Origin of the sequence: Ferruginibacter sp. (assembly GCF_031391665.1) — a bacterium.
GTDB lineage: Bacteria > Bacteroidota > Bacteroidia > Chitinophagales > Chitinophagaceae > Ferruginibacter.
The window spans coordinates 1-3,755 of the sequence record NZ_JANMUN010000116.1 but is presented as its reverse complement, the minus strand read 5'-3'; the positions used below and the strand labels follow the sequence as shown (position 1 = coordinate 3,755).

General features: G+C 36.7%; 5 protein-coding genes. 1 reads left to right on the top strand and 4 read right to left on the bottom strand.

Going from position 1 to position 3,755, the window contains the following annotated elements; genetic code table 11:
• The first annotated feature begins 244 nt into the window (after positions 1-244).
• Positions 245-874: a DUF4142 domain-containing protein gene (locus tag ACY651_RS08965; RefSeq protein ID WP_462251843.1), complete on the top strand. Its 630-nt coding sequence runs from the start codon at positions 245-247 to the stop codon at positions 872-874.
• A 60-nt stretch (positions 875-934) separates the two neighbouring features.
• On the opposite strand, the gene ACY651_RS08960 is transcribed toward ACY651_RS08965, so the two are convergent.
• The 4 genes from ACY651_RS08960 to ACY651_RS08945 form a co-directional block, all read right to left on the bottom strand.
• Entirely contained in the window at positions 935-1,654 is a 720-nt protein-coding gene (locus ACY651_RS08960; protein ID WP_462251841.1) for a DUF4397 domain-containing protein, read from the bottom strand.
• Between the two features lie 285 nt (positions 1,655-1,939).
• Entirely contained in the window at positions 1,940-2,170 is a 231-nt protein-coding gene (locus ACY651_RS08955; protein ID WP_462251839.1) for a VF530 family protein, read from the bottom strand.
• Positions 2,171-2,203: 33 nt separating this feature from the next.
• Positions 2,204-2,920, bottom strand: a complete 717-nt coding sequence (locus ACY651_RS08950; RefSeq protein ID WP_462251837.1) for a 3-ketoacyl-ACP reductase — start codon at positions 2,918-2,920, stop codon at positions 2,204-2,206.
• Positions 2,921-2,993: 73 nt separating this feature from the next.
• Positions 2,994-3,755 (bottom strand): sensor histidine kinase (locus ACY651_RS08945; protein ID WP_462251835.1); only part of this gene is annotated, 762 nt, incomplete at its 5' end.

Here is a 3,755-nt window from a genome sequence, read left to right as displayed (position 1 = left end):
CTTAGCAGGATATACATAATTGATCAGCTGCTAACCACAGCTTTTCGCAACTCGGTTTTTCATAGGATATTGGATTTAAACGGGGCAGGATTTCTATCCAGCCCCTTTTTTATTTTTATTTAAAAAAAGCTAAAGAGAAATAAATTACCCACCCTTTTAAACTTATCCCACCGTTATATACTTAAAACCGGCGTGGCGCAATATTTGGTACTGCACTACTTTTAAACCATTCAAACAATTTATCATGAAAATCTATTTTTTAAAACCGTGTTTTGTCCTTTTAGCAACAATGTTTTTATTTAGTTGCGGCAATAATACCACCAGCACTGAAAAATCAACTACGGATACCACTACAGCAGATACTGATGCCAACCTGGCGCCTAATCCCAACGCCACCATGCCCGACTCTAACAGTAATAAAATGGATGCATCTGTACTTCCGCCAGGTACACCAAACGAATTTGTTACAAAGGCAGGCGAAGGTGGTTTTATGGAAGTTACCATGGGGAAGTTGGCGCAAACTAATGGTGGGAGTAACGATGTAAAAGAATATGGTAAGATGCTGGAAACTGACCATGGCAATGCCAATAACAAACTAAAAGAAATTGCTGCAGCAGAAAAAATAAGTATGCCTGTTGATATAACTAAAGAACAAAAGATGCATATTAATGAAATGCGATCAAAAAGCGGGGCCGATTTTGATAAGATGTTTATATCAATGATGATAGAAGATCATGAAAAAGATATAAACGAATTTAAAAAAGCTGCAACAGATAACAGCAATGCCAAAGTGAAAGACTTTGCTGCTAAAACATTGCCCACTTTAAAAAAGCATTTAGACAAAGCAAAGATGATCAAGAGTAAAATGAAATAGAGAAAATAAAAACTCCGGGGCTGTTAAACCCGGAGTTTTGAAAAATTATTTTTAATTTATTTACGGAGTAACTGTACCGTTTTGAATAAATTTTATCTGCACCACTTTAGCAGAATCTGTTTGGTTAGGAATTCCTGTAAACAATACCGTGTAAATTTTATTTTCTTCCAGCGTAATGGTACGGTTTACCACAATACTGCCGCCATTATTTGCCGAGGTGTTAACAGCGCCTGCGCTTACCTGTGCAAAGCCTGACACACTTCCGTAAGCCGCATTTTCGTTTATTACACTTTCGCCATTTGCGCTAATAGTAATTGCGGGGGATGTAGTACTGTCGGCAATACCATTAACATAACGTACCCATGCTTTACCAGCAGCAGCCTTAAGTGTATCCAGCGCATCTTTTACAACTACGTTGCGGTAACTGCCATTGGCACCCAATAAAAATACAGAGTAATAATTACTGTCTGCAAAATTACCTGTAGCAAGTGCCAGAGTAGAACCTGTACTGTAATCAAATGACCTTACTTCTCTTGTACCGGTAAAAATGGGAAGATACACACCTGTATAATTAGTATAACCCAATGCTGCATTAGCAAGATTGTTACCGGATAAAGCAAAACCAACAGCAGGTTTATCAGGTGCAAGGTTAAATGCCATTAAACCTGCAACCGGTGTTTGCGGAATAACAGTATCATCTTTTTTACAGGCAGTAAATAACAATGCTGCCATTACAACACCCACCACCGGCCTTATCGTTCCATACATCAATCTTTTCATAGTAGTAATTTTTAAAAATGAATAAAAGAATAAGGGAAACTGAAAAAATGATGCCAGCATGTGTTTTTAAATGGGGAAATTATTGCACGTGAGCAGGATTAACATTTCATTTAAGAATGAAAGTTTCTTTTTTTAAAATGGAGAAGTTGTTTGAGTTGTTTTTTTATTTATTTGGCTAAAGCCGGCGAAATAAATTTGCATTCCACGCCTTCAAAGGCGTGGTAATGAAAATCAATTGGCTTTGATCAAACTGTAGTCAAAGGAAATCAATGGTACGCCAAAGGGTTAGGGCAATTTATTTTTTCTCTTTACATACAAATAGAAACTTTCTACTTTGGTACGTGCCCACGGTGTTTTGCGTAAAAATATTAAACTCGATTTTATAGTGGGGTTATTTTGAAAACAATTAATGTTGATTTGCTCAGCTAAATGTTGCCAGCCACAGGTTTCTACCAAATAATTCATTATTTGCTCCAGCGTAATATTGTGTAAAGGATTATTTTTTTGTGGCAGCATAAATAAAAGTGTGGTACATTTTTAAAAAATCTGTTATGGATTAGTTGACCATAGCGAAGCCGTTTTTAATAAAGCCCTGCGGTTAAGTTTTAATTGTGCCACTACCAATTCTGCCATGTCTTCAGCTTGTAAAACTTTATCAGGATTACCATCGGTTAATTTTAGATCTATCGCCATATCTGTTGCCACTGTACTTGGTGTTAATGCACACACTCTTATATTGTGTTTTCTTACTTCCATCATTAAAGATTCTGTTAAGCCAAGCAATCCAAATTTTGATGCACTGTAAGCACTGGTAACTGCTGCACCTTTTTCACCTGCGGTGGAAGAAATATTTATTATGTCGCCGGTTTTTCTTTCCATCATACCCGGTAAAATTGCCCTGGTGGTATAATACACCCCCATTAAATTTACCTGTATAATCTCTTCCCATTTTTCTGGCGGCATTTCTAAAAAATTACCAAAGGCGCCTATGCCTGCATTATTTATGAGTATATCAATCGGTGCCGATTTTGCAATAATGCCTGCAATAATTTTTTCTACATCACCACGTTTACCAACATCCATCACTGCATACATAACTTTTACACCTTCTTTACTTATTTCAGCCTGTGCTTGCTGCAACGATGCTTCGTTGCGGCCGGTAATAATAATATGTGTGCCTTCTTTTGCTAATGCAATGGCAATAGCTTTACCAATGCCACGGCTGCCACCGGTTATAAAAGCCGTTTTATCTTTTAATTGTTGCATAATTATTTTTTAAAAAAGCAAATGTAGTGCAGGAATATTTTGTTGGGTAGATTAATTTCATTTGCGCTAAAAATTAATCGTACAAAAGCTCTATTGTAAATTCAGCAAATTCACCTTCATCAGAATCTACTTTTATTTCGCCCTGGTGGGCTTTAATAATATCGTAACTTAAAGATAAGCCAAGCCCTGTGCCCGTGCCGGTAGGCTTGCTGGTAAAAAACGGCTGATAAATTTTATCCGCATATTTTTTTGCAATACCAATACCATTATCCCTGATGATGATTTTTATTTTGTTGCCTTCGCTTTTTGTTGTTAAAGTTATAGTGGGCTCATAACCGGGTTCATTTTTTTTACTCTTTTCGTTCATGGCATAAAAAGCATTATCATAAATATTCATCAGCACACGGCCAATATCTTCTGCTATAATATTTATTTTTTCCAGCGTGGGGTCTAATGTGGTATTTATTACCGCATGAAAAGTTTTGTCTTTTACTTTAAAAGCATGGTAAGCCAGGTTAACGTATTCGTTGGCTAAATAATTTACATCGGTCAATACAATTTCGTTGCCGCTGCTTCGGCCATGCTGCAGCATATTCTTTACAATATTATCTGCACGCCTGCCATGATGATTTATTTTTTTAAGGTTTTGAACAATGTCTTCTACCAGCAGATCAATTTCCCCGGTTGCTTTTGCTTTATCGTTTTCTGCTGCAAGTAAATCTTTCATCTCAAGCACAAGTTCTTCGGTTATTTCAGAAAAATTATTTACAAAATTTAAAGGGTTTTGTATTTCGTGTGCAATGCCCGAAGCTACTTCTCCCAACGATGCCATTTT

Bases quoted from the DNA above. Each gene is read 5' to 3' on its own strand.
- ACY651_RS08955 (WP_462251839.1), bottom strand. From the start codon at position 2,170: ATGCTGCCACAAAAAAATAATCCTTTACACAATATTACGCTGGAGCAA.
- ACY651_RS08965 (WP_462251843.1), top strand. From the start codon at position 245: ATGAAAATCTATTTTTTAAAACCGTGTTTTGTCCTTTTAGCAACAATG.
- ACY651_RS08950 (WP_462251837.1), bottom strand. From the start codon at position 2,920: ATGCAACAATTAAAAGATAAAACGGCTTTTATAACCGGTGGCAGCCGT.
- ACY651_RS08960 (WP_462251841.1), bottom strand. From the start codon at position 1,654: ATGAAAAGATTGATGTATGGAACGATAAGGCCGGTGGTGGGTGTTGTA.